This is a genomic window from Hymenobacter jeollabukensis, assembly GCF_005771675.1.
Lineage (GTDB): Bacteria > Bacteroidota > Bacteroidia > Cytophagales > Hymenobacteraceae > Solirubrum > Solirubrum jeollabukense.
In genome coordinates this window covers 225,998-251,965 of the sequence record NZ_VAJM01000001.1, presented here as the reverse complement: position 1 = coordinate 251,965, position 25,968 = coordinate 225,998, and the positions used below count along the sequence as shown (strand labels likewise).

At 64.9% G+C, this 25,968-nt stretch carries 20 protein-coding genes; 13 read left to right on the top strand and 7 right to left on the bottom strand.

Features of this window, described 5'->3' with window-relative positions; all coding sequences use genetic code 11:
• The first annotated feature begins 264 nt into the window (after positions 1–264).
• From FDY95_RS01125 to FDY95_RS01115, 3 genes are all read left to right on the top strand, one after another.
• Positions 265–624: a winged helix-turn-helix domain-containing protein gene (locus FDY95_RS01125; RefSeq protein WP_138074883.1), complete on the top strand. Its 360-nt coding sequence runs from the start codon at positions 265–267 to the stop codon at positions 622–624.
• A 132-nt stretch (positions 625–756) separates the two neighbouring features.
• Complete coding sequence (locus tag FDY95_RS01120) at positions 757–3,420, top strand: TonB-dependent receptor (RefSeq protein WP_138074882.1); 2,664 nt, start codon at positions 757–759, stop codon at positions 3,418–3,420.
• Positions 3,421–3,550: 130 nt separating this feature from the next.
• Entirely contained in the window at positions 3,551–3,946 is a 396-nt protein-coding gene (locus FDY95_RS01115; protein WP_138074881.1) for a hypothetical protein, read from the top strand.
• Between the two features lie 105 nt (positions 3,947–4,051).
• Here FDY95_RS01115 and FDY95_RS01110 read toward each other — a convergent pair whose 3' ends face one another.
• The 3 genes from FDY95_RS01110 to FDY95_RS01100 all read right to left on the bottom strand — a co-directional run bounded on the left by FDY95_RS01110 (position 4,052) and on the right by FDY95_RS01100 (position 10,122).
• Positions 4,052–6,604 (bottom strand): outer membrane beta-barrel family protein, encoded by a 2,553-nt coding sequence (locus tag FDY95_RS01110; RefSeq protein WP_138074880.1) that lies wholly within the window; start codon positions 6,602–6,604, stop codon positions 4,052–4,054.
• A gap of 461 nt (positions 6,605–7,065) precedes the next feature.
• A complete protein-coding gene (locus tag FDY95_RS01105) occupies positions 7,066–9,537 on the bottom strand; it encodes a TonB-dependent receptor (RefSeq protein ID WP_138074879.1) in 2,472 nt (823 codons plus the stop codon).
• A 153-nt stretch (positions 9,538–9,690) separates the two neighbouring features.
• Positions 9,691–10,122, bottom strand: a complete 432-nt coding sequence (locus FDY95_RS01100; RefSeq protein ID WP_138074878.1) for a MarR family winged helix-turn-helix transcriptional regulator — start codon at positions 10,120–10,122, stop codon at positions 9,691–9,693.
• A 456-nt stretch (positions 10,123–10,578) separates the two neighbouring features.
• Here FDY95_RS01100 and FDY95_RS01095 point away from each other — a divergent pair, with 456 nt between their 5' ends.
• The gene (locus FDY95_RS01095) at positions 10,579–10,893 is read left to right on the top strand and encodes a VF530 family protein (RefSeq protein WP_138074877.1); all 315 of its coding nucleotides are present in this window, start codon (positions 10,579–10,581) and stop codon (positions 10,891–10,893) included.
• A 170-nt stretch (positions 10,894–11,063) separates the two neighbouring features.
• Here the strand turns inward: FDY95_RS01095 and FDY95_RS01090 are convergent, their stop codons facing one another.
• Positions 11,064–12,320 (bottom strand): pyridoxal phosphate-dependent aminotransferase, encoded by a 1,257-nt coding sequence (locus tag FDY95_RS01090; protein WP_138074876.1) that lies wholly within the window; start codon positions 12,318–12,320, stop codon positions 11,064–11,066.
• A gap of 148 nt (positions 12,321–12,468) precedes the next feature.
• Here FDY95_RS01090 and tsaE point away from each other — a divergent pair, with 148 nt between their 5' ends.
• The 5 genes from tsaE to FDY95_RS01065 all read left to right on the top strand — a co-directional run bounded on the left by tsaE (position 12,469) and on the right by FDY95_RS01065 (position 17,193).
• Positions 12,469–12,906 (top strand): tRNA (adenosine(37)-N6)-threonylcarbamoyltransferase complex ATPase subunit type 1 TsaE, encoded by a 438-nt coding sequence (gene tsaE / locus FDY95_RS01085; protein ID WP_138074875.1) that lies wholly within the window; start codon positions 12,469–12,471, stop codon positions 12,904–12,906.
• Between the two features lie 48 nt (positions 12,907–12,954).
• Positions 12,955–14,187 carry an alanine dehydrogenase gene (locus FDY95_RS01080; RefSeq protein ID WP_138074874.1) on the top strand — a complete coding sequence of 411 codons (1,233 nt, stop codon included), beginning with the start codon at positions 12,955–12,957 and terminating at the stop codon, positions 14,185–14,187.
• Positions 14,188–14,363: 176 nt separating this feature from the next.
• Entirely contained in the window at positions 14,364–15,218 is an 855-nt protein-coding gene (locus FDY95_RS01075; RefSeq protein ID WP_138074873.1) for a GNAT family N-acetyltransferase, read from the top strand.
• An 86-nt stretch (positions 15,219–15,304) separates the two neighbouring features.
• Entirely contained in the window at positions 15,305–16,228 is a 924-nt protein-coding gene (locus tag FDY95_RS01070; RefSeq protein ID WP_138074872.1) for a hypothetical protein, read from the top strand.
• A gap of 8 nt (positions 16,229–16,236) precedes the next feature.
• Positions 16,237–17,193, top strand: coding sequence for a hypothetical protein (locus FDY95_RS01065; protein WP_171025477.1), 957 nt, complete (start codon positions 16,237–16,239; stop codon positions 17,191–17,193).
• 1 nt (position 17,194) lies between these two features.
• Here FDY95_RS01065 and FDY95_RS01060 read toward each other — a convergent pair whose 3' ends face one another.
• The 3 genes from FDY95_RS01060 to FDY95_RS01050 all read right to left on the bottom strand — a co-directional run bounded on the left by FDY95_RS01060 (position 17,195) and on the right by FDY95_RS01050 (position 20,121).
• Entirely contained in the window at positions 17,195–18,130 is a 936-nt protein-coding gene (locus FDY95_RS01060) for a flavin reductase family protein (protein ID WP_138074870.1), read from the bottom strand.
• A 45-nt stretch (positions 18,131–18,175) separates the two neighbouring features.
• Entirely contained in the window at positions 18,176–18,712 is a 537-nt protein-coding gene (locus tag FDY95_RS01055; protein ID WP_138074869.1) for a hypothetical protein, read from the bottom strand.
• Between the two features lie 77 nt (positions 18,713–18,789).
• The gene (locus tag FDY95_RS01050; RefSeq protein ID WP_138074868.1) at positions 18,790–20,121 is read right to left on the bottom strand and encodes a tetratricopeptide repeat protein; all 1,332 of its coding nucleotides are present in this window, start codon (positions 20,119–20,121) and stop codon (positions 18,790–18,792) included.
• A gap of 367 nt (positions 20,122–20,488) precedes the next feature.
• Between FDY95_RS01050 and FDY95_RS01045 the strand changes: the two genes are divergently transcribed.
• The 4 genes from FDY95_RS01045 (at position 20,489) to acs (ending at position 25,748) form a co-directional block, all read left to right on the top strand.
• Positions 20,489–21,421: a M28 family peptidase gene (locus FDY95_RS01045; RefSeq protein ID WP_138074867.1), complete on the top strand. Its 933-nt coding sequence runs from the start codon at positions 20,489–20,491 to the stop codon at positions 21,419–21,421.
• Positions 21,422–21,582: 161 nt separating this feature from the next.
• Positions 21,583–23,079 (top strand): MFS transporter, encoded by a 1,497-nt coding sequence (locus tag FDY95_RS01040; RefSeq protein WP_138074866.1) that lies wholly within the window; start codon positions 21,583–21,585, stop codon positions 23,077–23,079.
• A 137-nt stretch (positions 23,080–23,216) separates the two neighbouring features.
• Positions 23,217–23,480 carry a hypothetical protein gene (locus FDY95_RS01035; protein WP_138074865.1) on the top strand — a complete coding sequence of 88 codons (264 nt, stop codon included), beginning with the start codon at positions 23,217–23,219 and terminating at the stop codon, positions 23,478–23,480.
• Between the two features lie 351 nt (positions 23,481–23,831).
• Positions 23,832–25,748 carry an acetate--CoA ligase gene (gene acs, locus FDY95_RS01030; RefSeq protein ID WP_138074864.1) on the top strand — a complete coding sequence of 639 codons (1,917 nt, stop codon included), beginning with the start codon at positions 23,832–23,834 and terminating at the stop codon, positions 25,746–25,748.
• The last annotated feature ends 220 nt before the right edge of the window (positions 25,749–25,968 follow it).

Sequence of the window (25,968 nt, the reverse complement as noted above, 5' to 3'; positions counted from 1 at the left end):
AAAGAGCCGCGCAAATGGTGGACGAACGGCTGATAAAGCAGAATCTACGCGTATTCCAGAGGCTGGCAACCTGTGGTGCGCGGCGGTTGTTTTAGTCAAATAAAACAAATAATTCTTGAATAAGGTAATAAATTGATTCCAAATTGGATGATCTGCCAACTCTCATGGTCGGTGAAGGAACGGAAGCAGAGCTGATTTTGGCGTCGGAAAGAGCAGGGGCGCGTATTTTGCCGAAAAGCCGAACCCTGCGGCTCGTTGTTTTCCATGAAAGACGTCTTTCCCGACCCCGCCACCTTCCGCGTCAACGGCCGCCTCTGGATCGAAGGCCCCGCGGACCGATTCCTCGGCATCGGGCGGCTGGAGCTGCTGCAGCACATTCAGCTGCTGGGCTCCATTTCCAAGGCCGCGCAGGCCATGAACATGTCCTACAAGCGGGCCTGGGAGCTGGTCAGCTCGATGAACACCCAGGCGCGGGTGCCGCTGGTGAGCACCCAAACCGGCGGGCAGCGCGGCGGCGGGGCGCACCTGACGGATGCCGGCGCGCAGGCCGTAGCCGATTTCGAGGCGCTGCAGCTTCGCTTTCAGGCCTTTGTGGAAGCCGAAACCGCCCGCCTGCACGGCTAGCGTAACCCAGCGGGTGAAGTGTCGTTATGTTTGACCGGGAATAACGCATCGTTGCGGTTGCAAACGAAGCGCCCTTTCCCGGCATAGCGGGTGGCTGAGCCGCCCCGCCGACGACTTCACTGGGGTTACTACATGAGCGAATTGCTACGCTGGTTGCGGCCCGCCGCCGCGCTTTCCTGCCTGACGGCCTGGCCACTCGGCGCGGCTACGGCCCAAACCGTGCCGACGACTAGTGCTGCCACGCCGGCCGATACCGCCCGCCGGGCGCCCATTGCCCTGGGCGAGGTGGTAGTGGCGGCCTCGCGGGTCGAGGAAAGCATCCTTCAGTCGCCGGTGACGGTGGAGAAGCTAAGCGCCCGGGCTCTGCGCCTGACGCCGGCGCCCTCGTTTTTCGAGGCCATTGAGGGGGTGAAGGGCGTGCAGGTGATTACGCCCAGCCTGGGCTTCAAGGTCATCAACGCCCGCGGTTTCGCCAATACCACCAACGTACGCTTTGCCCAGCTGGTCGACGGCATCGACAACCAGGCGCCGCACATCGGCGGGCCCATCGGCAATGCCCTCGGGCCGAGTGACCTGGATATTGCGGCGGTGGAAATCGTGCCGGGCACGGCGGCGGCGCTCTACGGGCTGAACGCCATCAACGGGCTGGCCAACTTCACGACCCGCAGCCCGTTCAGCTCCGAGGGGCTGAGCGGGCTGCAAAAAACCGGCGTCAACCACCTGAACGACCCCAACAGCGCCGCCCGGCTCTTCAGCGAAACCAGCCTGCGCTACGCCCGGGTGCTGAGTTCGAAGTGGGCGTTCAAAGTCAACGGTACTTACACCCGCGGCTACGACTGGGTCGCAGGCGACCTGACGGACCTTTACCCGCAGGGCAATGCCTCGGCCGGGCTGCCCGGCGGCCCCTCGAACCCGGCCTACGACCCGGTGAGCGGCTACGGCAACGAGTCGTCGAACCGCTCCACGTTCACTTTGGGCGGCAAGGACTACACCGTGGCCCGCACCGGCTACCGCGAGCTGGACGTGGTGGACTACCGCCTGCGCAACCTCAAGGCCGACGCGGCCCTGCACTTCCGCCCCGCGGCCCGCACCGAGCTGGCCTACACCTACCGCGTGGCCGGCCTCGACAACGTGTACCAACGCTCCAACCGCTTTCGGCTGGCGGGCTACACCTTGCAGCAGCACGCCCTGGCGCTGACCACACCGCTGGTGCAGGCCCGGGCCTACTTCACCCACGAAAACACCGGCCGCAGCTACAACCTGCGCTCCGCCGCCGAAAACCTGGACCGCAGCTTCAAGTCGGACGCGCAGTGGAAAACCGACTACACCGCCGCCTGGAACGCCGCCGTGCAGGCCGGGCAGTCGGTCGGGCAGGCCCACGCTGCCGCCCGCCTGGCCGCCGATGCCGGCCGCCTGCAGCCCGGCACGCCGGCCTTCGAGGCCAAACTGCGGGAGCTGGCCGACATCAACAACTGGGACCAGGGCGCCGCGCTGCGGGTGCGGGCCGACCTCATCCACGCCGAAACCCAGGTGGATGTGGCCCAGGCCCTGCGCGGCGGCCCCTGGGCCGCCCTGCCCGCCCGCTACGACCTGCGCGCCGGCCTCGACCACCGCACCTACGTCATCGTGCCCGACGGCAATTACTTTATCAACCCCGAGCCGGGCAAGGACCAGTTCAGCCCGCTCACCTACGGCAAGACCGGCGGCTTCGTGCAGGCCGGCGCCCGGCTCTGGCGCGAGCGGCTGCGCCTCACGGCCACCCTGCGCGCCGACAAAAACGACTACTTCGCGGTCCGCCTGAACCCGCGGCTGACGGCCGTCCTGTCGCCCACCGCGCGGCACCACTTCCGGTTGAGCTACCAGAGCGGCTACCGGTTTCCGAGCCTGTTCGAGGGCTTTTCGAACGTGAACAGCGGGCAGGTGAAGCGCATCGGCGGGCTGCGGGTGATGTCCGATGGCGTGTTCGAAAACAGCTACCTGCGCAGCAGCATCGACCAGTTCAACGCCGCCGTGACGGCCGAAGTCAACGCCAATACCAGCGGCGCCCCGGCGGCGGACAAGCGCCGCCTCGCCATCGGGCACAACCAGGGCCTGCTGCGCAAGAACCCTTACACTTACCTGCGGCCCGAGCACATCCGCTCCCTGGAGCTAGGCTACAAGGCGGCCCTGCTGCCGGGCGGCCGGCTGCTGCTCGACGTGGACTTCTACTACAACCGCTACCAGGACTTCATTGCCCAGGTGGAAGCCTACGTGCCGCTTGATGCCGCCGGCCAGCCCCTTAGCCCCGCCGCCGACCCCAATGCCGTGGCCACCGCCCTGAATGCCCGCGCCACCCAGGCCCGCTACCGTCTCTGGACCAACTCCCAGAGCCGCGTGAGCAACTACGGCGGCTCCCTGGGCCTGCGCTACGAGCTGCCCGGCGGCCTGCTGGCCGGGGCCAACGCCACCTACGCCCGCCTGCGCCGCACCGAGTCGGGCGACGGGCTGGAAGACGGCTTCAACACCCCGCGCTGGATCTACAACCTCAGCCTGGGCCACGAGCACGCCTTCTGCGGCCTGGGTTTCGGGCTGAACTACCGCTGGCAGCAGCGCTACTACTCGCAGACCTTCCTGGTCACCGGCTACGTGCCGGCCTACGGCACCCTCGATGCGCAGCTAAGCTACACCGTGCCCAAGCCCGACCTGCGCTTCAAGCTCGGCGCCACCAACGTGCTGAACGACTACTATGTGTCCTTTCTCGGCGGCCCGAGCGTGGGCGGGCTGTACTACCTTTCGGTAACGTACGGGCTGAACTGAACACGAAATGAAATATGTAGCTCTGATTCTAATCTTGTTACTGGTGAACTGTCGGACGACTCAGCCGACTCAGTCGACCCAGCCTGTGGATGACTGGGAAATAATATCACCATCCCGTGACCTAGACACCATGGCTGTCCTTTCATACGACAAAACCGATGAGTACTTCTATCGGGATAGCCGCAAGGAATTATTCGGCGGCGCCACCAATCTGGAGTTAACTCCACGTGAATTGGTACTAACAGATTCGTTATTGCAGCAGAGCGTAGCGGCTTGGAACCGGTACCAGCGTCAGCACGGCTACACTGGCCCTTTACTGAATTCAAAAGGATACAAACGCCAGTTGATTGCCGTCATCGATACTGCTGGTGAAAAGCGGGTCTGGATTAACGGATTTTGTGGGGCGGATGGCTCCGGCTGGAAAAAGAGAATTATCCAAGTGTGGGATGGCGGGATATGTTATTTTAACGTCAAGCTTAACCTCAGCCGCAAAACCTGGGAAGAATTGGACGTGAACAATGAATAACGCCCCGACGAAGCATTGCCACCGCGAGGTGCGGGCTTCTCAATTCACTCACCCACGCAAGGGCTGCGCTGCGGTGACAATGCTTCTGGTCGGGCGCGGGGCGGCTTAGCCGTTGCTGCCGCCGCCCTGCTTCTGGTCGTCGTTCTGAATGCTCTTCTTCGGGCGGCTCTGGTTGTCCATCTTGCCGAAGCGGTAGAAGAAGCTCACCCGGATCTGCCGGTTGTAGAAGTAGGAGTTGTTTTCGTAGTCGAAGCTGGGCGTGGCCAGGTCGTTGCGGAAGGCCAGGCGGGCGTTGAAGGGGTTGATGACGGCCACCACCACGTTGGCTTTCTTGTCCCAGAACTCCTTTTTGGCCCCCAGGCTGTAGATGCGGTAGCCCGAGTTGCGGCCCTGCAAGGTGACCTGCCGCGAGTTGGCGAAGGCGAAGAACTGCGCGCTCCAGCCCTTCTCGAATTGCCAGGAGGAGTTCAGGTTCAGGTTGAACATGCCCCCGCTGTTCGAGAGGCCCAGGGCCGGGCTGCTCACCTGCCGCCAGTAGAAGTTCATGTTGCCGCTCAGGCTCCACTTCTCCGTCAGCTTGGTCGAGCCGAAGGCCGAGAGGCCGTAATTCGAGTTGCGGGCCAGGTTGCGGAAGGTCGTGTAGAGGATGCGCGTCGTGTCGGCGGTGGCCAGCAGCTCCGAGCCGGGCACCAGCCGCGCCACGCTCTCGATGGCGTTGTTGGTTTGTCGCCAGTAGCCCGAAAACGTCACCGAGCTTTTCTTGATGAAGGTGGTGTAAGTCAGCTCGTAGGCGTCGGTCAGCTCCGCGCGCAGGTCCGGGTTGCCCGACGACACGTTGCGCCGGTCCGCGGTGTTGATGTAGGGGTTCAGGTACCAGATGCCCGGCCGCTGAATGCGCCGCGAGTAGCTCAGCTTCAGGGTGTGGTCGGGCGTGAGGGCCCAGGCCGCCATCAGGTTGGGCGCCAGGTTGGTGTAGTGGGTGCGCAGCGTGGTGCCCGTGCTCCGAAACTCCCCGGCAATGCGCGTGTGCTCCAGCCGCCCCCCGGCCTTGAAGGTCCATTTCTTGCCCAGGCCGAAGCCGTAGGAAGCGTAGCCGGCGTACACGTTCTGGTCGTAGCCAAACTCGTTGGAGCGGGCCGGCACCGGCCGGTAACCGCGCCCGTCGAGGCTGTCCGCGTCGATGCGGTAGTCGCTGTCGACGTGGCGCAGGATGGTTTTGGCGCCGGTTTCCAGGGTCTGCGTGCTGTCGAGGGGCTGCACGTAGTCGGCCTGCAGGGTGATTTCGCGGTTGCGCGAGTCGTTGCGGCTCCGCTCCAGGTAGTCCGTCCGCTCCCCGCGCTGTTGGTCCAGCTCATAGCGCGTGCGGCCCAGATTCACGCTGTAGAGACCCAGCAGGCTCAGCTCCTGCTTGGGCTTGGTAAATTGCTTGGTGTAGCCCAGGTTCACGTCCACGTTGCCGTTGGCGTCGCGCGTGTCGATGTCGCGGTTGTAGGCGTCCACGAACGGGTCTTGGCCCGGGCGGAACAGCCGGTAGTCGGTGTACTGCTGCCGGTCGTTCAGAAAGCCACGGTAGTTGCCCTGCACGCCCAGGCTGAGCACGTCCTTGGGCGTCAGGTCGTAGTCCAGGCCCAGGTTGCCCCACAGGCCCCAGCCCGAGTTGCGGAAGCGCCCGGTTTGCAGCAGCTGGCTCTGGCCGTTGTCGCCGAGGTAGTCGGTGCGGCGCGCCATGCTTTTGGCGAGGTTGAAAAAGGGGTTGGTGCCCAGGCCCGTGTTCAGGCCCAGCTTGCCGCGACGCTGGTTGAAATTACCGTTTACGTAGGCGTTGCGGTTGCTCGCGCCCGCCCCGATGTTGCCGCTCTTGCCCTCCAGGTTGTTTTTCTTCAGAATGATGTTGACCACGCCCGCCGTGCCCTCCGCGTCGTACTTGGCCGAGGGCGAGGTAATGACTTCCACCGACTTGATCTGGTCGGCCGGAATCTGCTTGAGCGCCTCCGCCAGGTTGGTCGCCAGCAGGGTGGAGGGCTTGCCGTTCACCAGCACCCGGATGTTCGAGGAGCCGCGCAGCTGCAGGTTGCCGTCGAGGTCCACGGTGAGTAGCGGGGCCTTCTGCAGCACGTCGGCCGCAGTGCCCCCGCTGTTGGTCAGGTCCTTATCGGCGTTGTACACGATGCGGTCCACCTTGCTTTCCACCAGGGCCCGCTCGCCCGTCACCTTCACCTCGCTGAGCTGCGTAGCCGTGGCCGCCAGCAGCACCGGCGGCAGCTCCAGCACCAGGCGCTCGGCCGTCACCACCACCGGCACCCGCTGCGGCTGGTAGCCCACGAAGCTCACCGCCAGCGTGTACTCGCCCACCGGCACGTTGCCGAGCACGAAGGCGCCTTTCTCGTCGCAGGCGCCGGCCAGCACCGCTTTTTCGCTGCCCGTCGCCAGCAGGGCCACCGTGGCAAACTCCACCGGCTGCTTGCTGGCCGCATTCTGCACCACCCCGCTGATGCGGCCGGTGACTTTCGCGGCCGTGCTGCCGGCCGCGGGGGCGGTTTGGGCGGCCACCGGGACCGTGGCACTCAGCAGCAGGCCCAGCGCCAGCCCAGCCGCGCAGGTAGTCGACAGGTTCGGCCGGAGCGCCACTGGCCGGGAGAGGAGAGTAGCTTTTTTCATAGCAAGGCAGGCAAGGTTTGTACGAATGTTTTCGTATAATTTGGTCGGCGGGTCGCCCGTGGACACTGTCCACCAGCGAAAAGGTTACTGGGAAAGGGGAGGGAAAATGAGCTGCGCGTACTGGCTGCGCGAAAGGGCTAACGGCTCAAGTTGTAGCAAAGACCGATCAGTATTACCGCCGTTGCATATTATCAACGAAAAATTTCGTATTAACTGTAAGTTTCTGATTTATAGTAAGTAAAAATATAAATAGGTATTCGTATGAACGTTATCCTGAGCGTAGTGAAGGACCTTCCTCGCACCCTGCACCGCCGCTGCCTACGAAGTGCCGACGCTTTTTTGGTAAAAAAGAAGCGCAGCCACCAAGCCCAGACGATTAGGCAATAGTGGCTGCGCATTATGGTTGATGCAGGGTTCGAGAAAGGTTCTTCGCTCTGCTCAGGAAGCCAGACCAATGGATGCTAGTTGCCCCCGGCGCGGCGTTTCTCATCCTCGGCCCCGCCGCCGCGGCGCTTGCTCGGCGCCACCTTGTCGTTGCCGAAGCGGTAGTTCAACGACAGCGTCACCACCCGCGACTCGTAGCGCTGGAAGAACCGCTCCCCGTAGTTGTCGAAGGCCACCGTCGAGCGGGTTTTGTTGGTGAAGAAAATGTCCGTGGCGTTCAGCTTCACCGTGGCCTTGTTGTGCCACACCGATTTCTGCACCCCCAACGATACCTGACCCTGCCCCCGGCCCACGAAGAAGGCGTAGCGGTTGGGCGAGTCGTAGTTGGCGTTCAAATCGGCTTTCCAGTCGTGGCCCAACGTGAAGGTGCTGTTGCTGCTCAGGTTGTAGGCCGGGCGGCCGGCGTTGAGCGTGGTGCCGGCCAGCTTGCCCTGGAAGCGGCTGTAGTAGAGCACCGCGTTGTTGTACACGCTCCACCACTTCGTTATTTCCACCGGCGCGGTCAGCGTCAGGGCGTAGTTGAACTGCCGGTCCAGGTTTTCGGTGGTCGAAACCACGGTGCGGCCGCCTTCCGGGGCGGGCTGCACCGTGCCCACGATGGGGTTGTTGGTCACGGCGTAGCTCAGGCCCACGCTGTACTTCTGGCGGAAGGTGTGGGTCAGCTCCAGGTTGTAGCTGGTCTGCGGGCGCAGGTTCTGGTTGCCCGCCCCGTAGGTGGTCGGGTTGATGTAGCTCTTGAAAGGGTTCAGCTGCCCGTAGGAAGGCCGGTCGATGCGGCGGCTCAGCGAGAGGCTGGTTTCGTTCTTGTCGGAGAAGGTGTGCTTCACGGCCGCCGAGGGAAACAGCTGGAAATAGTGCCGGTCGAAGCGGCCCGAGTCGGCTTCCGGCCGGCCGATGGCGTTGGTCTGCTCCCCGCGCAGGCCGGCCTGCAGCGTCCACTGGGGCAGGGTCTGGCTCATGCTCACGTAGCCAGCCAGGATGTTCTCGTCGTAGCGGAAGCGGTTGGAGCGGCGCGGGTCGCGCACCAGCTCGTCGACGGCGCCGGCCCGGGCGGGCACTTTGAACAGCAAGTCATTGTCCGACAGCACCCAGCTGACTTTGCTGCCCGCCTCCAGTCGGCTGGTCTTGCTCAGCGGCCGGGTGTAGTCGGCCTTCACCGACTGAATGGTCAGATCGTTGCGCTGGTCGCTGGTCAGGCGGTCCAGGGTTTCGGCGGGCAGGGTGTAGCGCGTGTCGAGCCGCTGGCCGCGGCGCGAGTCGTAGCGGGCGTAGTCGGCATCGGCCGTCAGCTCGTGCTGGCCCAGAGAGTCCTGGAAGGTGTGGCGGAAGTTGGCGTTCAGCGAGTAGTTGGGCAGGTCGCCGTCGCGCAGGTTCACCGACGTGTACTGCTCGTTCAAGCTGCCATCCGAAGCGTAGGATTTGACGTCGTTGCTGCCGCGGCTGTCGGTTTGCAGGGCCAGCCCGTTGGCCACCACGCCCAGCACGGTGCGCTCGGAGAGGTAGTAGTCGAAGCCGGCTTTCCAGTTGTGGGAGCGGCCGTGGCCCACGCCCTCGTTGTCCAGAAACGAGCGGCCCGTCAGCGTCCGCACCCCATCCTGATTCACAAAAAAGTCGCGGTTGATGGTCAGCGCGTTCCAGTTGCGGCGGTCGGCGAAGGTGTAGGTGCCGAACACGTTCAGGTTCTTGCGGCGGTGGTTCAGCGACAGGCCCGAGGTAAACTTGCCGTAGCGCCCGTAGCCGTAGCTGAGGTTGGCGGAGCCGTTGGTGCCCAGCTTCTGGTCCTTTTTCAGGTTGATGGCAATGATGCCCGCGCCGCCCTGGGCGTCGTACTTGGCCGGCGGGTTGGTTATCAGCTCGATGTTTTTCACCTGGTCGGCCGGCAGGTTGCGCAGGTAGTCGGCCAGCTCGGTGCCCGTCATGGGCTGGCGCTTGCCGTCGATGAGCACCAGCAGCCCCTGCCGCCCGCGCAGCGCCAGGTTGTCGCTGCCATCGACGGTGACGCCCGGGGAGCGGCGCAGCACGTCCAGCGAGGTATTGCCGGCCGACAGCGGCGAGTTTTCCACGTTCACCACCGTGCGGTCGGCCAGGCGCTCAAACTGCGGCCGCGTGCCCGTCACCTTCACCTCCTTGAGCTGGGTGGCCGCGCTGGCCGCCAGGGTCAGGGCCGGCACCGCCACTTTCTCGCCGCCCACGTCAAACGGCCGCGACCATTGCCGCTCAAAGCCCACCTGCGAAGCCGACACGAGGTACTGGCCCGCCGGCGCCTGCTCGAAGGCAAACAGCCCCTTGTCGTCGCTGAACTCGGTTTTGACCACGGTCGAGTCCTTGGCCCGGTGCAGCGTCACGGTGGCGTAGTCGATGGCGGCGCCGGCCGAGGAGCGCACGGCGCCGCTTACGGTGGCCGCGGTCTGGGCGTAGCTCACCTGCGCCAGTCCGAGGCCGGAGAGCAGCAGCAGCGTGGCGCGGGGGGAGGAGTAGGAGGTTTTCATAGCAAAGAAAGGCTGGAACAAGAGTGGCAGGAGTGAGGAGGGCAACGGCGGCGGGTAAAAGGTGAATCTGTATTACGAACGACTTCGTAGTAAACGTACGAATGATTTCGTATTATCAAAAAAACGCGTCAGAATCAGGAGCAAGGCCGGGCACTAGGAAGTGGGCGCGCAGTTCAGGGCAATGCGGTCGAGCAGGGGGCGCATCAGGGCCAACTCCTCCTCGGAAATGCCGGCCAGGGCTTTGGCGCGGTTCTGCAGGATGATGGGCTGCACCGCTTCCAGGATGCGGTGGCCCGCCTCGGTCACGCGCAGCTGGGTGCGGCGGCCGTCGTGGGGCAGGGGAATGGCCGAGAGCAGGCCGCGGCGGGTGAGCAAAGCCAGGATGCGGGCCACCGAGGCCTGGTCCTTGAATACGCGCTCGGCAATGTCGTGCTGGGTCAGGTCGTCGTGCTCCAGCAGCACCCGCAGCACCAGCCACTGGTCGACGGTGATGTCGAGGCCGGCGCGGTCGATGTTGGCCTGGGCCATGCGCCGGTAGCTGCGGATGGCTTTGTCGAGGGCGTAAAAAACGATGGAAGAGAGCATGCGGAGCGAGGTTGGCGCAAAGACTATGATATATCATAAAGGTTGCAAAAAGTATTTCGGTTGGTGGTTGGCGAATGGGGAAGTGAATGAGTGTCCGGTTTTGATGAATACCGGTAGCCTTCGCTATGGATATAGCCAATGACAATGCCATGATTATAATATTCTATAAATCAATTTGTTAACTTGTAATTGGGGTGGATAAGCCGTTGTAAATATGTCCATTCATGGACAGGCTGTTCGGTTATGATCCTATCAGGCGCCAATTAGGCGCTGTGGGCAGCAACCACAGAATGAGTTTTGTTGCTATTTGGCCGTCATGCTTCGCGGGGCTCAGCATGATGGTCTTTCGGCTTGCTATCCACGCCGCCTGGCACCAGGCATTTCATCTCCAGAAGCAGCAGTAACCGGTAAGCAGCGGGCGCGGCTTACTTTTGCGCTGCTCAACTACCTGCTGCCATGCCCGCCCACCCCGACGAAGCCCGCGACGAAAACGGCTACCTCATCCGCGAACTGCACGGCGTCAAGCTGGCGCAGATTCTCGACTACCTCGTGCAGCACTACGGCTGGCAGGAGCTGGACCGCCTGATTCGCATCAACTGCTTCGCCAACAACCCCACCATTAAGAGCAGCCTGAACTTTCTGCGTCGCATGCCCTGGGCCCGCGAAAAGGTCGAGCAGCTCTACATCGACACCCGCACCGACGAGGTGCTTCGCCAGCAGCGCGACGCCGAAAAAAAAGCCGCCGACTCCGGGGGAGCCAGCGGCCAGTAGTGCTTTTTTGAGCGTCAGGCTACTCAATACGTCATGCCGAGCACAGCCGAGACATCTCGCTGGATAGTAATTTCCTGTCGCCAGGTTACTATCCGAAGTCAGCACGCGAGATGTCTCGGCTGCGCTCGACATGACGTTCTTTTCAGAGGCGTCTGGGGCTATTTAGGCTCTTACTTGAGCGCGTCGAGCGCGGCCTTCAGGCGGGGCAGCGCGGCCTGAATCGACTCCAGAGAAGCGCCGCCAACTGAAGCCCGGAACCACGGCGCGGTGGGTGCCGTGCCGAACGCGCTGAACGGCACCAGGGCCAGGCGGGCGGCGCTGATAAGGTAAGACGTCAGCTCCTGCGTGGTGCTGAGCACCTGCCCGGCGGGCGTGGTTTTGCCCAGTACGTCGAGCTTGATGGTGAGGTAGATGGCGCCCATCGGCTCGACGGCCTGCACCGGGTAGCCCTGCTGCTGCAGCTCCTGCAGGCCGTGGTAGAGCGCGTCGAGGCTGGCCTGGATTTTATCCCGGAAGCCGTCGACGAAGCCGTCGACTTCGGTGGTGCGGGGCAGGTAGTGGGCGGTGGCCACCTGCTCGGCCTTGGGCGCCCAGGCGCCGATGTGACCCAGAATGGCCTTCATCTTGTCGATGATCAGGCTGGGGCCGAAGGCGTAGCCCACGCGCACGCCGGTGGCGGCCAGAGCCTTCGAAATGCCGTCGATGTAGATGACGTACTCGCGCAGCTCGGGGCGCAGGTTCACCGGGTCGAAGTGCTTGGTGTCACCGAAAGTCAGCAGCCAGTAAATCTGGTCGTACATGATGTACAACGGCTTTTCGTCGGGGCCGCGGCGCTGGTTTTCGGCAATGACCAGGTCGCAGATTTCTTCCAGGTCGGCCCGGGAGAAGACGGTGCCGGTGGGATTGAGCGGCGAGCAAAGGGCCAGCAAGGTGGCGCCCGCGAGGTGCGGGGCTACCTCGGCGGCGGTGGGCATGAAGTTGTTTTCGGGCCGCGTTTCCACCAGGCCCTGCTCGGCGCCGCTGAGGTGGCAGTAGTGGTTGTTGTTCCAGGAGGGCACCGGGAAAACCACCTTGTCGCCCGGGTCAATCAGGGCCATGTAGGTGGCGTAGATGAGGGGGCGGGAGCCGCCGGCCACCAGGATGTCGTTGGGCGAGTACTTGAGGCCCAGGCGCGTTTCCAGGAACTGGCTGACCGCCTGGCGCAGGTCGAGCACGCCGTTGGCGGGCGGGTAGTTGGTGTTGCCGGCTTGGTAAGCGGCGGTGATTTCGGCTTCCAACTCGCTGGGAATCGGGAAAATGCCGGAGTCGAAGTCGCCGATGGTGAGGTTGCAGATCTGCTCCCCCTTGCGGATCATGTCGTTGACCTCGTTGCCGATTTTGATGATTTCGGAGCCGATGAGGCTGCCGGCCATTTTGGAAACTTGCATGAAAAATGGTGCTGGTACGCGTGGCAAACGCGGCGGCCCCGGCCGGGCCACGGCGCCGCAAGTTAGACGCTCAAACGGTTTTCGGCCGGAAAAGTCACGTCAGGAGCGGATTCGGCACCAGCGGCGTTTCCCTGATACCTTTGCGCCCATGCTTGCCGATATCGACATTCCGACGCTGGCCGCCCTGCCCGCCGCCGCCCAAGAGCTCAAAGCCATCCTTGCCGCCGCCGGCTGCCCGGTGGTGCTGCTGGAAGGGGAGATGGGCGCGGGCAAAACCACCCTCATCAAGGCCCTGTGCGCCGTGCTGGGCGTGCAGGACGACGTGAGCAGCCCCACCTTCTCGCTCGTCAACGAGTACCGCGACGCCCTGGGCCGGCCCATTTACCACTTCGATTTCTACCGCATCGACTCCGTGGACGAGGCCCTGCGCATCGGGGCGCAGGAGTACTTCGATTCCGGTTATCTTTGCCTGATCGAATGGCCCAGCCGCGTCGGGCCGCTGCTTCCGCCGGATCGGCTGCTCGTCACCGTGGACGTCACGGGGCCGGAGTCGCGCCGGGTCCGGGTGCAGCGCGAGGCGGACTGACCCCGACCGTTACGCCCGCCCATTTTCGCTTCGACCACCCCCTCCACAATGCCCGACCAGCTCCCCCCCGGCTTCTCCTCGCTGACCGCGCCCGGCCGGGCCTACGTGCCCCAGGAATCCATGCTGGCCGTCGAGACGCGCAAGCGCCGGCTGTTCATCGGGCTGCCCCGCGAAACTTCGCTGCAGGAAAACCGCGTGGGCCTCACGCCCGAGGCGGTGAAGCACCTCGTCAACGAGGGCCACGAGGTGGTACTGGAAAGCGGGGCGGGGGAGCCCAGCAAGTACTCCGACCACGACTACTCCGAGGCCGGGGCCAGCATCGTGTACACGCCCAAGGAAGTGTACGAGGCCGACCTCATCCTCAAGATTGCCCCGCCCACGCTGGAGGAAATGGAGCACCTGCACGCGGGCCAGACCTTGATTTCGGCCCTGCAGCTCGGCTCCCTCTCGGTGGAATACCTGCTGGCTTTGCAGCGCAAGAAGGTCAACGCCATTGCGTTTGAGCTGATCAAGGACCCTTCGGGCGCCAAGCCGGTGGTGCGGGCCATGTCGGAAATTGCCGGCTCCACGGTGATGCTGGTGGCGGCCGAGTACCTGGCCCTGGGCAACGAGGGCAAGGGCATCATTCTGGGCGGCATTACCGGGGTGCCACCCTCGCAGGTGGTCATTCTGGGGGCCGGCACGGTGGCCGAGTACGCCGCCCGCGCCGCCATCGGCCTGGGCGCCGACGTGAAGGTGTTCGACAACCACCTCTACAAGCTGCGCCGCCTCAAGCAGAACCTGGGCGCCCCGCAGCTGTTCACCAGCACCTTCGACTCGTTCACGCTCAGCCAGCAGGTCCGCCGCGCCGACGTGGTTATCGGGGCGCTGAACGCCGAGGAGGGCCGCATTCCGTTTATGGTATCCGAGGACGTGGTCAGCACCATGTCGCCGGGCTCGGTGATTATCGACGTGAGCATCGACCAGGGCGGTTGCTTCATGACCAGCGAAATGACCTCGCACGCCCGGCCGGTGTACCGCAAGTACGACGTGATTCACTACTGCGTGCCCAACATTGCCTCGCGGGTGCCGCGCACGGCCTCCAACGCGCTCAGCAACATCTTCACGCCCATTCTGCAGGAAATCAGCCAGCAGGGCGGCATCAACGAGGCCCTGTTCGCCGACGAGCATTTCCGCTCGGGCGTGTACCTCTACAAAGGCTCCCTGACCAACGCCATGATTGCGCGCAAGTACAACCTGCGCTACAAGGAGCTGGGCCTGATGATTGCCGTGCGCAACTAAGGAGCCACGGACCACGGATTCGACGGATTTTTGGCTACGCCGACCGTCGGTTCGGATTGTACGGATTTTGTGGACGATTTGAGCCCGCGCTTTGGTGCGGGCTTTTTCGTGCGCTTGCCTTTCGGCTGCCTGTACAGGCACTGGCTTCAAGCGCAGCATTTGCGCAACTTGCCGCCATGACTTTCTCCGCCGACCGTCTTACTTCCCGAACCCTATTGGAGTGTTCCGCCGCCGAGCAGGCTGCGGCCATGAACTGCTCCTTCGAGCAGTACATCGTGCCCCTGCGCTTCGACGTGGCCAGCTTTCAGCGCCGCTTCCGCGGGGAGCACCTCGACGCCGAAGCCAGCCGCCTCTGGTACTGCGACGGGGAATTAGTGGGCGTGGTCTACATCAGCCGGCGGGGCTGGACGAGCCGCGTGGCCGCCATGGGCCTGGTGGTGGAGGCGCGGGGGCGGGGCCTGGGCAAGCCGATGCTGCAAACGGCCATCGACGAAGCCCGGCAGCGCGGCGACCGGCGCATCATGCTCGAAGTGTTTACCAACAACCCGGCCGCCATCCGGCTGTACGAGCGGCTGGGCTTTGGCATCACCCGCACCCTGAGCGGCTTCGGTGCCCCCGCCGGCCCTGCATCGGGCGCGGCCCCGACTCACGAGCTGACAGAAGCCGACCCGGCTGAGGTGGCGCGGCAGATCAGCCGGCACAGCGACGCGGACCTGCCGTGGATGCTGGCCGGCGAGACGCTGGCCGCCACCACCGCGCCCTTCGTGCAGGCCTGGCAGCTGGGCGAGCAGGCCTACGCCCTGGTGCGCCCCGAGGCCGACAAAACCGTGCTGCTGAGCCTGGTGGTACCCACAGCGCACCGCCGGCAGGGCTGGGGCACGCGCCTGTTGCGCGCCCTCGAAGCGCGCTACGCCGGCAAGCCGCTGCTGATGCCCTGCCTGCTGCCGCCCGGCCCGGGGCAGGCCCTGCTACGGAGCTGCGGCTGGACGCAGACCGCCCTGGAGCTGTACGAAATGGAACGGCCGCTGTAAACCGCGCCTGTGGGCCGCTGAGGCAGGCACCGGAGAATTTGATGTATACTGCCGGCTCAACTTCTCACCGCCTCCGCGCTTTGCCAATGAATCCAACCTGGTCCGCCATTATCCGCCGCGGCAGCGGCCTGCTGCTTGCCGGACTGAGCGCGTGCCAAGCGGCCCCCTCAGCCGCCGAGCTGGCCCGGTACCAGTCGCTGGAACAGACGCTGACGCTGCTCAACCAGCAGAGCCGCCACCAGGCTCGGAGCACCCTGGCTAACCTGACGGAGCAGGTGAAACGCAACGGCTGGCAGCCCCGGGACGTGGCCGTGCTGCGCGAGGCCGAAGCCATTCGCACGCGCACCGACAGCCTGGCGGGCTACCTCGGGCAGCTGCGGCAGCAGTTGCCGTCCGACCCGGTGTCCTCCCTGCCCGAGTCAGCGGGCCTACCGGGTGCCAGCGCCGACACGCTGCAGCAACGCTTGAACGCCTATGCCCGCTACATCCGCCGGTTCGTGCCGGATGCCGCCCCGCTCGCGCTGGATGGGGCCGACGATGTCCGCATCAGCCCGGCGCTGAAGGCGTTGCGGGCGTGGCGCTACGGCGAAGTCGCATTCAAAGGAGCCACCGTGACGGCCGCGCGGACCACTCTGCTGCGGCAGGAAGCCGAAGTGCGCCGGCTGGAACGGGCCGCCCTGCAGCTGCCGAGCCAGAAGGTTGGCGGCCCAGTTATCGTATTCGATAAAATAGCACCCATGGCCGTGCCCCTGGCGGATGAAGTCGGGGCCGGCGAAACCTACCGGGCCTCGTTGTTTTTGACCACTAGCGCCCCCACAAGGCGCCTGACCATGCAGGCCGATAGCCGGCCGGTGCCGGTCGGGCCCGATGGGCGGGGGCAGGTGGCGTTTGTCGTGCCCGCCGCCACCGCCCCCGGCCCGGCTGCCTGGGAGGGGCGCATTCAGGGGGGCTTTCGCGGCCAGGATACCACCTTTACCCTGCGCGTACCCTACACGATTCTGCCGAAATGAGCCGCTCAATGAAGACTATGTTGTGGAAGCAGCGCGTGCCGGGGCGCCGCCCGTTGCGGCAGGTAGTGCTGGGAGGCGTACTGCTGGCCGTAGCCTCCTGCCAGCCGGCCGGGCGTTCGGCCGAGCTGTTGCGCCTGGAGTACATCAATGACGCGCTCCTGGCCACCAATGCCGAGCTGTGGCGAACCAACGAGCATACCCTGCGGGCCATTCACGCTCAGGTCGACCGCAACCAGCGCCAGCCGTCCGACACGCTGGCGCTTCGGCGGGCCGAGGCCGTGCATGACAGCACACGCCACCTGCTGGGCTACCTGCAGAGCCTGCGCGAACGGCTGCTGCGCGCCACGGGCAACGCCGCCCGTTTCGAGCACCTGGATGCCCACCGCGAAGTAGCCGACCTGCTGGGAGCCGCCGTGGTCGACAGCCTGCAGATCCAGCTGCGCCGCCACGACGCCCTGCTGCGGCAGCCATTACCGCCCGCGGCCGGCACCAACCTGGCTTCCGGGGCGACGCTGGCGCCGGAGCCCGCCGCCTTCGACTTCACCGACGCGCCGCTGGTGGCGGTGCTGGCCGCGCTGGCCGAGCGCGAATCCCGCGCCCTGCTGGACGAGGAGACCGTGCTGGCCGCGCTACGGGCGCGGACGGAAGCCGGCGTGCTCAAACCCACGCCGCGCCCCCTGGCCATTGCCGTCAACGCCACGGTGGCGCCGGGCGCGACGTACCGGGCGACCCTGCTGCTGACGACGGCCCTGAATGCCAACCGGACGCTGAAAATGACCTGCAACGGGCAGCCCATTTCGGTGGACGCGGCCGGGTATGGGCAGGTCGCGTTTGTGGTGCCGGCTCTTCCCTCCGGCCTCACGCGTCGCCGGGCCGAGTGGACGGGCACTATCACGCACCGCTACTTGGGCCGCGACACTACTTTCCACGTCCGCGTGCCCTACACCATCGTGCGGGGCCGCTAGCTTACTCGGCCAGCAGCAGCACTTTCCAGGCGTCGAGCAGGCGGCCTTCTTCCAGCAGCTGCTGGCCCAGCCGGTGCAGATGACGGCGCAGCTCCGGGGCGTTGTCGGCGTATTTGTTCAGCGTGAAGGCCACCAGCGGCTCGTCGCGGTAGGCCTGCGCGTCGGCGGCCGTGGGCAGGGCTTCGCGCTCGATGTTGCCCAGGCGGCCCAGGTTGTTGCCCGTCAGCACCTCCGAGTGGCGGATGTGGACCGGCAGCTCATCAATGCCGATGCCCTTGTGGCGGTTGGGCTTGGGCACTTCGAACAGGCTTTCGGGAATGACGCGGCTGTACCAGTCGCCGCCGAGGCGGGCTACCGCGTCGAACTTGTGCGGGTCGATGCCGGCCCCGTTGGCGAGCAGAATGTCTTCGCGGAAGTGGCTCTGCACCACCCGGCAGATGACCAGGTTGCCGCCGCCGTGCTGGTCGCCGATGGCAATGACCTGCTCCACCACGCACTCAAACGAGACCGGGCACTCGGCCACGCGGGGCGGGCGCACCTTGTCGGCGGCCAGCTCGGTGAGGCCCGCCTTGCGGAATTCGTTGACCTCGCGGCCGTACTCGGTCGAGGCCAGCGACATTTGCTCCACCAGCGGGTAGTCGCAGATGTTGATGACGCACTCGGGCACCTCGTCGCGCACGTTGTAAAGGGTGTGCTTCTGGGTGTTGTCGCGCACGCGGTTGGCCGGCGAGAAGATGAGCGTGGCGGGGTTGGAGCTGAACACGTTGAAAAACGAGAACGGGCTCAGGTTCACGTTGCCGGCCCGGTCGATGGTGCTGACGAAGGCAATGGGCCGCGGGGCCACGGCGCCGAGCATGAACTGGTGCCACTCGGGGCCGGGCAGGGTGCCGGGCGTGATGGTGCGAAACGCGGAAGCGGTGGGGGCGGGCAGGGGCATACGAATGGGCTGATTCGGGGCCGAAGTTCTGGTTTTTGGCCGGAATCAGTCGTCGGAATGCCAGCGGCCGCCGGGGCCGTGGTAAAACGACTGCACCATCAGGCCCTCGTCGTACCCCAGCTGGTAGCCGCCGGCCCGCGACGTATCGGCTGCATCGGAGTGGTAGTAGAAGGTGTACTGCCCCAGGGCGTAAGCCGTGTGCGGCTCGGCCGGCAGATACGTCGGCACCAGCTGCGCCAAGGAATCGGGGTAGTGGCCCTGCCGGGTGCGGTATTGCTCCAAGGACTGAATCAGCGTGGCGGCGCGGCGGCGGGAAACGTCGGCTTGCCAACCGGCCAGCACGAACGGCAACACCACCGCCAGGGCCAGCGCGGCCGTGGTGGCCCGCAGGTAGGCCCGCAGCGGCTGCCGGGTGTAGATAAATGTCAGCGGGGCCAGCAAGACTGCGCCGAGCAGCAGGACGGCCGAGCTAATGACGAACTGGACGCCGAGAAACAGTTGCAGCTGCAGCACCAACAGGCCCAGCAGCAGCAAGAAGCCGGAGAGCAGCGGAAACACAAAGGATTTGCCGGGGCGACGCACGAATGATAGAAGGTAAGGTGGACAACAAGTGCTAAAGTACACTCCCCGCCAACATGCTGACGGCCACCGTAGCCGCCTTATCGCGCCAGGCTCAGCGTGCTGGTACCGTCCCCGCCGTGCTTACCGGCGCGGGCGTGGCGCTTTTCCTTGAAGTACGCCTCGGCGTCGGTAGCCATTTCGGAGTAGGGCTCGGCCTGGGCCTTCACCAGCGCGAAGTAGCGCGTAGCGGCCGACCAGTCCTGCTGCTGCTGGGCCAGCTTGGCCAGGTTCCAATGGGCGTTCAGGTAATAGCCGCCGCGGGTGTCGCCGGTGGTTTCGGCGAAGACCAGGCAGCGCTGGTACAGCTCCCGGGCCTGGGCCGGGTTCTTGTAGCGGTACTGCTGCAGATAGGCCAGAAAGTAGCTGGCGTAGCGCCCGCTCACGGCCTCGTAGCCCGCCTGCCCGTGGCCCAGCTTGTCGAGGATTTCCAGGCTGACCCGCTCACACTCGCGGATCTGGCCCTGGCTGAAGCACAGCTGGGCGTAGGTGCGCTGGAAGTAGGGGTTGTCGGGGTATCTGGCGGCCAGCGTGCGGGCCAGGGGCAGGGCCTCGTGGGGGCGGTGCTCCTCGTACTGCAGAATCTGCAGCAGGAAATACTGCGTTTCGGGCGCGGTGTAGAAGCCGTTGGCGGCCACGTGGCGCAGCTGCTGCAGGCCCAGCTGCCGGTTGCCCTTGGGGAAAAACAGCAGCACCGGCTTCAGCAGCGGGTAGTTGTCCGAAATCCACGGCGCGTAGTAGTTCAGCAGGCCCTGGCCGAAGAGAAACTCCGGGCTGAGGTTATTGGCTTCCTGGCTTTTGGCGAGGTAGTCGAGGGCGTGCTTGCTGCTGACGGTAGCGCGGCGCCAGTTGTGGCGCAGCGCGTTCAGGCGGGCATCGAAGCCGTAGGCGGCCGAGAGGAAAAAGCAGGCCTCGTAGTTGTGCGCGTCCTGCGCGTACAGCGCCTCGGCCTTGGTAATGGCCGTGTCCATGTACGCCAGGAAGGGCCGGTCGTAGCTGGTGGTCTGCAGCTGCGAGGGTACCATCTGCCACCACTGCGCCAGGCCCATCAGGAAGTAGGGCATGGGGTGCTGAGGGTAGCGGCGGCGCAGGGAGCGAAACTGCCGCTGGGCCTTGTCGTGCTTGAAGTTGTATAGGTTGTCGACGGCCCCCTCCAGCTCCAGCCGGATGTCGGGGTTGACGAGCAGCCAGCCCTGCACCGCTTCGGGGTTCACGTCCACGTTGGCCAGCCGCACCACGCGCAGCGTATCGGCGGCCGACTGGCCCTGGGCCACCGGGGCGGCCAGCAACAGCCCCAACGCGGCCAGCAGGCCGGCGGCGGAGCGGCGCAGCCGCGGCGTAAGCAGGAAGAAGCAGAAGTAGAGTTTACCCATGCAACAACGGCTGGCAAGCTGAAGGCAACCCGTAACCTGGCTGCCGGCTAATAGTACTTATTCGATGCGGGTTCGGTTGGCAGTGAGGCTGAGCTGGCGAAAAAATCTAATTGCTGAGTCAGTTCTGCCTGAGCCCGTTGAACCCATTGCAAATCTAAGAAGCTTGCTGCCTTGTTGATACACGCTGCTTTTACTTTGTCGTGCGAAAATTCAAAATAGGAGAAGCTTGTTTAAGTGAATATTGTGATTGTGCAAATAACCTGCTAATGAGCTGAGCCAAGGCCTGATTTGTAAAATTCGCATAGTCTAATATTGATCCGGCCAAAATGTACTGGCGTCTTCCGCGGGTCGTTGTCTGCTTACACGTATGCGTCTACCCCTGATAATCGTCTGCCTGGGCCTGCTGATTGCCCACAGCCGCCCGGCCGCCGCCACCGCAGCGGCCTCTGCCGACTCTGCCCGCCTGCGCCGACACCTTACCTACCTCGTCTCGACCCCGCAGCCGCGTAACCACCAGTACGTCGCCGTGCTCGACTCGGTAGCCGCCTACCTCGGCCGGCAGCTGAGCCGCAGCGGCGGCCGCGTTTCGGAGCAGCCCTACCAGGCCGGCGGCCAGACCTACCGCAACGTCATTGCCAGCTTCGGGCCCGCAACCGGCCCGCGCCTCATTGTGGGGGCGCACTACGACGTGTGCGGGGAGCAGCCCGGCGCCGACGACAATGGCTCGGGCGTGGCCGCGCTGCTGGAGCTGGCCCGCCTGCTCGGGCAGCAAGCCAACCTGAAGCAGCGCATCGACCTGGTGGCCTACACCCTGGAAGAGCCGCCCTACTTCCGCACCCGGCAGATGGGCAGCTACGTGCACGCCAAGAGCCTGCACGACGAACAGGCGGCCGTAACGGGCATGGTGGCCCTGGAAATGCTCGGCTACTACGACGACCGGCCCGGCTCCCAGCACTACCCCTTCGGCCCGTTGCGGCTGCTCTACGGCGGGCGCGGCAACTACGTCACGGCCGTGCGCAAGCTGGGCGGCGGCCGTTTCGCCCGGCGCTTCAGCCGCCACTACGACCACGGCGCCCAGCTGCCCGTCAAGCGCTTCATCGGGCCCGCCTGTCTGCCCGGCGTCGACTTCTCCGACCACCTCAACTACTGGCAGTTCGGCTACTCGGCCCTGCTGCTCACCGACACCGCCTTTTACCGCAACCGCAACTACCACCACGCCACCGACTCGCTGGAAAAACTGGACCTGCGCCGCCTGGCCCTGGCCACCGATGCCGTGCTGGCTGCCCTGCTGCGGATGTAGCGCTTCGTCGACCTCCGGTTCGCCGCGCGCAGGATGACGTGACCAGCCACGCAACCGTTTTCGGATAGGTTTTGGCGGCCGGAATAGGAGGGTACAGGCAGGTTTGGGCCCGGGGGCGTGTACATTGGCCGCCACGTCCTTTCCACCACCAGCCGATTCCCATGCCTTCCCAGCTCCCGCACCGCGCCCCGGCCACCGAAACCCGGGCCGCGGGCGCCGCCGCCACCCCGGCGGCCCACGACAACAACGACGTGCCCGTCGGCAAAATCTGGCAGGTCATTTCGGCCTCCTCGGTGGGCACCGTCATCGAGTGGTACGACTTCTACATCTTCGGCTCGTTGGCGGCCATCATCGGGCCGGTGCTGTTCGGCTCGCAGGGCAAGCCCGAGGACACCCTGCTCGGAGCGCTGGCCGTGTTCGGCGCGGGCTTCGTGGTGCGTCCCTTCGGGGCGGTGTTCTTCGGCCGCATCGGCGACATGATCGGGCGCAAGTACACCTTCCTGCTCACCCTACTCATCATGGGCGGCGCCACGGTGGTTACGGGCCTGATTCCGAGCTACGACCGCATCGGGCTGGCGGCCCCGCTCATCGTGCTGGTGCTGCGGCTGCTGCAGGGGCTGGCCCTGGGCGGGGAGTACGGCGGCGCGGCTACGTACGTGGCCGAATACTCGCCCGATAAGAAGCGCGGCTACTTCACCAGCTACATCCAGATTACGGCCACCGCCGGCCTGATTCTGAGCATCCTGGTGATTGTGCTGACCAAGAAGTCCATGTCCGACGCGGCTTTTAAAGACTGGGGCTGGCGGGTGCCCTTCCTGCTCTCCTCGGCCCTGATTGTGGCCTCGTACTACATCCGCCGCCGCCTGCACGAGTCGCCGCTTTTTGCCAAAGCCAAGGCCGAGGGGCGCACCAGCCAGCACCCGCTGCGCGAGTCGTTTCTGAACCCGGTGAACCGCCGCCTGGTGCTCATTGCCCTGTTCGGCGCCACCATGGGGCAGGGCGTGGTGTTCTACACCTCGCAGTTCTACGCCTACTCCTTCATGCAGAACACGCTGAAGCTCGACCTCATCGACGCTAGTATCGTGCTGGTGGTGGCCATGGTGCTGGCCACCCCGCTGTTCGTGTACTTCGGCGCCCTCTCGGACCGCATCGGCCGCAAGCGCATCATCATGACCGGGATGCTCTGCGCGGCCCTCTTCACCGTGCCCCTGTTCTACGGCCTGCAGGCCTACGCCGGCCCGCTGACGGAAGTCACGCCCGCCACCGTCGACGCGGCCGGCAAAACCGTGGCCGCCGTGCAGAAGGCCCTCACGCCCAACCTGCCGATGATGACAGCGCTGACCTTCTGCCTGGTGTTGTTCGTCACGATGGTCTACGGCCCCATTGCCGCCTACCTGGTGGAGCTGTTCCCCACGAAAGTGCGCTACACCTCCCTCTCCGTGCCCTACCACATCGGCAACGGCGTGTTCGGCGGCTTCGTGCCGCTCGTAGCCACCTGGATTGCGGTGTGGGCCAAGGCCCAGCCCGAAGGCTCGTTTTTCCAGCAGCACGCCTCCTTGTCGGGCCTGCTCTACCCGGTCATCATCGCGCTGGCCTGCTGGATTATCGGCACCGCGCTCATGAAGGACGTGCGGGGCGTGAAGCTGATCCAGGAATAAACATCGGGCCGATGTAGAGACGCATCCTTGCGTCTCGGCGTCCGCGCCGCGTGGACCTCGCCGTGGCAGCGAAAATTGTTCAACGACGAGACGCAAGGATGCGTCTCTACACCGGCCTGCTAGCTTTCTTGATGCCCGTGAGTAGCTTCTACGCCGATTCAAACCGCGCAAATCAGCGTAGAAACACCGGAAACGGACGTAGAAGCAGCGGAAACCTTCTTAGAAACACCGCGACGAACGGAGAAGCACCGGAAACGGACGTAGAAGCGACCGAAACCAACGTAGAAGCGCCCGCAACGGATAAAGAAGCACCTCCAACGAATAAAGAAGCGCCCCCAACGGATAAAGAGGCGCCCCCAACGGATAAAGAGGCGCCCGCAACCAACAAAGAAGCCGTTTAACGGACGAAGAAACGGCCGAAACCAACGCAAAGGCTGTTCGACGCACAAAGAAGCACGCGCACCGGACGTAGTGGCGCGCAGTACCGACGCAGAAGCCGTTCAGCGAACAACGGAGCGCCCCGAACCACCTGAGCAGCAAGCTGGCAGCGAAAGGGGTAGGGGATATGGCGCGGACGTTCCGGGCGCGTCGCGCAGCACGACTTCCGGCCAGGCGCCAGCAGCGCGACGCGCCCGGAACGTTCGCGCTACATCCCGCTCTGCGACTCCAGCGCCACATTCTGCGACAATCCGACAACGCGGGCGCAGCCGCTTTTTCGTAAACTGCCGCTCCTACCTACCAGTCACCTCCTCATGCCTCAGCACCCCCGCATTCGTTCCGTTGAAGAGTACCAGCAGGCCTACCAGCGCAGCGTCCAGGACCCCGACGCGTTCTGGGCCGAGGTGGCCGAGCCCTTTACCTGGCGCCGCAAGTGGACCTCGGTGCGCGGCGGCGCGTTTTCGCCCGAAGGCCGCAGCACCTGGTTCGACGGGGCCCGCCTCAACATCACCGAGAACTGCCTCGACCGCCACCTGGCCCAGCGCGGCAACAAGCTGGCCCTGATCTGGGAGCCCAACGACCCCAAGCAGCGCCACCTGCGCCTGACCTACCGCGAGCTGCACCAGGAAGTGTGCCGCTTCGCCAACGTGCTCCACAACCTCGGCGTGGAGAAGGGCGACCGGGTGTGCCTCTACATGCCCATGATTCCGCAGCTGGCCATTGCCGTGCTGGCCTGCGCCCGCGTCGGAGCCATTCACTCGGTCATCTTCGCCGGCTTCAGCAGCACCGCCATTGCCGACCGCGTCAACGACGCCGAAGCCGCCTTCGTCATCACCGCCGATGGGCTGAACCGCGGCCCCAAGCAGATTCCGGTGAAGCGCGTGGTGGATGAGGCCCTGGCCCATTGCCCCTCGGTGCGCAAGGTGCTGGTGGTGGAGCACCTGGGCTGGCCCGTGCACATGCACGAAGGCCGCGACGTGTGGTACCACGAGGAAGCCGAGGGCGTGGCCAAAACCTGCCCGGCCGAGGAAATGGAGGCCGAAGACCCGCTGTTCATCCTCTACACCTCCGGCTCGACGGGCAAGCCCAAGGGCGTGGTGCACAGCACCGCCGGCTACATGGTGTGGGCCGATTACACCTTCCGCAACGTGTTTCAGGTGGAGGAAAACGACGTGTACTGGTGCACCGCCGACGTGGGCTGGGTCACCGGCCACTCGTACCTGCTCTACGGCCCGCTGCTGGCCGGCAGCACCTCGCTCATGTTTGAGGGCGTGCCGACCTACCCCGACGCCGGCCGCTTCTGGGAAGTCATCGACAAGCACTCGGTGAGCATCTTCTACACCGCGCCCACCGCCATCCGCAGCCTGATGGCCGCGCCCCTCGACAACGTGCTTAGCTACTCGCTCGACTCGCTGCGGGTGCTCGGCTCGGTGGGGGAGCCCATCAACGAGGAAGCCTGGTACTGGTACCACACCCACGTGGGCAAGGAGCGCTGCCCCATCGTGGATACCTGGTGGCAGACGGAAACCGGCGGCATCATGCTCTCGGCCCTGGCCGGCATCACGCCCTCGAAGCCCGCCCACGCCGGCCTGCCCATACCCGGCGTGCAGCCGGTGCTGCTGACGCAGGAAGGCCAGGAAATCGAGGGCAACGACCAGGAAGGCTACCTGGCCATCAAGGCCTCGTGGCCGGCCGTCATCCGCACCACCTGGGGCGACCATGAGCGCGCCGAGCAGACCTACTTCCGGCCGTACCCCGGCTACTACTTCACCGGCGACGGCGCCCGCCGCGACGAAAACGGCCTCTACCGCATCATCGGCCGCGTCGACGACGTCATCAACGTGTCGGGCCACCGCTTCGGCACGGCCGAAATCGAAAACGCCATCAACCAAAACCCCCACGTGGTGGAGTCGGCCGTGGTGGGCTTCCCGCACGACGTGAAGGGGCAGGGCATCTACGCCTACGTTATCTGCCGGCCGGGCGAGGGGCAGAAGGAAACCGACCTGCTCCACCTCGAAGCCAGCATCATCGAAACCGTGGTGGCCGAAATCGGCAAAATTGCCCGCCCCGACAAGATCCAAATCGTGTCGGGCCTGCCCAAAACGCGCTCCGGCAAAATCATGCGCCGCATCCTGCGCAAAGTAGCCGAAGGCGAAACCAGCAACCTCGGCGACACCACCACCCTGCTCGACCCGGCCGTGGTGGACGAAATCATCGGCGGGCGGAAGTAAGCGGTAGTACAAGCAGTCATTGCGAGGCGTAGCCGAAGCAATCCTTCCTCTAGTAGCACCGCCGCTACAATTCCTGCGAACCGAAAACGGCACTGCCCGAAACTAGAGTTACTTGGTTTCGGGCAGTGCCGTTTTCGTTTTCTACCAGTGGGGCCGTCGTGCCGCGAGCGGAAGGATTGGCTACGCCTTCCTGCGGTTGCTTCGCGTTGCTCGCAATGAC

Bases quoted from the DNA above. Each gene is read 5' to 3' on its own strand.
- FDY95_RS01125 (WP_138074883.1), top strand. From the start codon at position 265: ATGAAAGACGTCTTTCCCGACCCCGCCACCTTCCGCGTCAACGGCCGC.
- FDY95_RS01120 (WP_138074882.1), top strand. From the start codon at position 757: ATGAGCGAATTGCTACGCTGGTTGCGGCCCGCCGCCGCGCTTTCCTGC.
- FDY95_RS01115 (WP_138074881.1), top strand. From the start codon at position 3,551: ATGGCTGTCCTTTCATACGACAAAACCGATGAGTACTTCTATCGGGAT.
- FDY95_RS01110 (WP_138074880.1), bottom strand. From the start codon at position 6,604: ATGAAAAAAGCTACTCTCCTCTCCCGGCCAGTGGCGCTCCGGCCGAAC.
- FDY95_RS01105 (WP_138074879.1), bottom strand. From the start codon at position 9,537: ATGAAAACCTCCTACTCCTCCCCCCGCGCCACGCTGCTGCTGCTCTCC.
- FDY95_RS01100 (WP_138074878.1), bottom strand. From the start codon at position 10,122: ATGCTCTCTTCCATCGTTTTTTACGCCCTCGACAAAGCCATCCGCAGC.
- FDY95_RS01095 (WP_138074877.1), top strand. From the start codon at position 10,579: ATGCCCGCCCACCCCGACGAAGCCCGCGACGAAAACGGCTACCTCATC.
- FDY95_RS01090 (WP_138074876.1), bottom strand. From the start codon at position 12,320: ATGCAAGTTTCCAAAATGGCCGGCAGCCTCATCGGCTCCGAAATCATC.
- tsaE (WP_138074875.1), top strand. From the start codon at position 12,469: ATGCTTGCCGATATCGACATTCCGACGCTGGCCGCCCTGCCCGCCGCC.
- FDY95_RS01080 (WP_138074874.1), top strand. From the start codon at position 12,955: ATGCCCGACCAGCTCCCCCCCGGCTTCTCCTCGCTGACCGCGCCCGGC.
- FDY95_RS01075 (WP_138074873.1), top strand. From the start codon at position 14,364: ATGACTTTCTCCGCCGACCGTCTTACTTCCCGAACCCTATTGGAGTGT.
- FDY95_RS01070 (WP_138074872.1), top strand. From the start codon at position 15,305: ATGAATCCAACCTGGTCCGCCATTATCCGCCGCGGCAGCGGCCTGCTG.
- FDY95_RS01065 (WP_171025477.1), top strand. From the start codon at position 16,237: ATGAAGACTATGTTGTGGAAGCAGCGCGTGCCGGGGCGCCGCCCGTTG.
- FDY95_RS01060 (WP_138074870.1), bottom strand. From the start codon at position 18,130: ATGCCCCTGCCCGCCCCCACCGCTTCCGCGTTTCGCACCATCACGCCC.
- FDY95_RS01050 (WP_138074868.1), bottom strand. From the start codon at position 20,121: ATGGGTAAACTCTACTTCTGCTTCTTCCTGCTTACGCCGCGGCTGCGC.
- FDY95_RS01045 (WP_138074867.1), top strand. From the start codon at position 20,489: ATGCGTCTACCCCTGATAATCGTCTGCCTGGGCCTGCTGATTGCCCAC.
- FDY95_RS01040 (WP_138074866.1), top strand. From the start codon at position 21,583: ATGCCTTCCCAGCTCCCGCACCGCGCCCCGGCCACCGAAACCCGGGCC.
- acs (WP_138074864.1), top strand. From the start codon at position 23,832: ATGCCTCAGCACCCCCGCATTCGTTCCGTTGAAGAGTACCAGCAGGCC.